Below are 218 nucleotides of genomic sequence, written 5' to 3' on the forward strand. Positions count from 1 at the left end.
CAGCTGATTACCACCGGCGGCGGATTCCAGGCCCCTGCGATCAGCGGCTATACCGGTGATGTGGTGCTCCGATTCAGCGACGCGAACAACCTGCACACGGACCCGGCCCGCAAGCCGGCCGCCGGGGACTTCACGGTGCTCGTGGATGGGGTCGCCAAGACGGTCACCAGTGTCACCGTGAATTCAACGGCCAAGAGCATCGACTTGTCGTTCGCCAC

The 218-nt window shown here is 64.2% G+C and carries 1 protein-coding gene; it reads left to right on the forward strand.

Going from position 1 to position 218, the window contains the following annotated elements; translation table 11 throughout:
- Positions 1 to 218 (forward strand): SwmB domain-containing protein (locus tag VTU_RS28495; protein ID WP_010107207.1); only part of this gene is annotated, 218 nt, incomplete at both ends.

It is taken from the genome of Verminephrobacter aporrectodeae subsp. tuberculatae At4, assembly GCF_000193225.1.
Taxonomy (GTDB): domain Bacteria; phylum Pseudomonadota; class Gammaproteobacteria; order Burkholderiales; family Burkholderiaceae_C; genus Acidovorax; species Acidovorax aporrectodeae.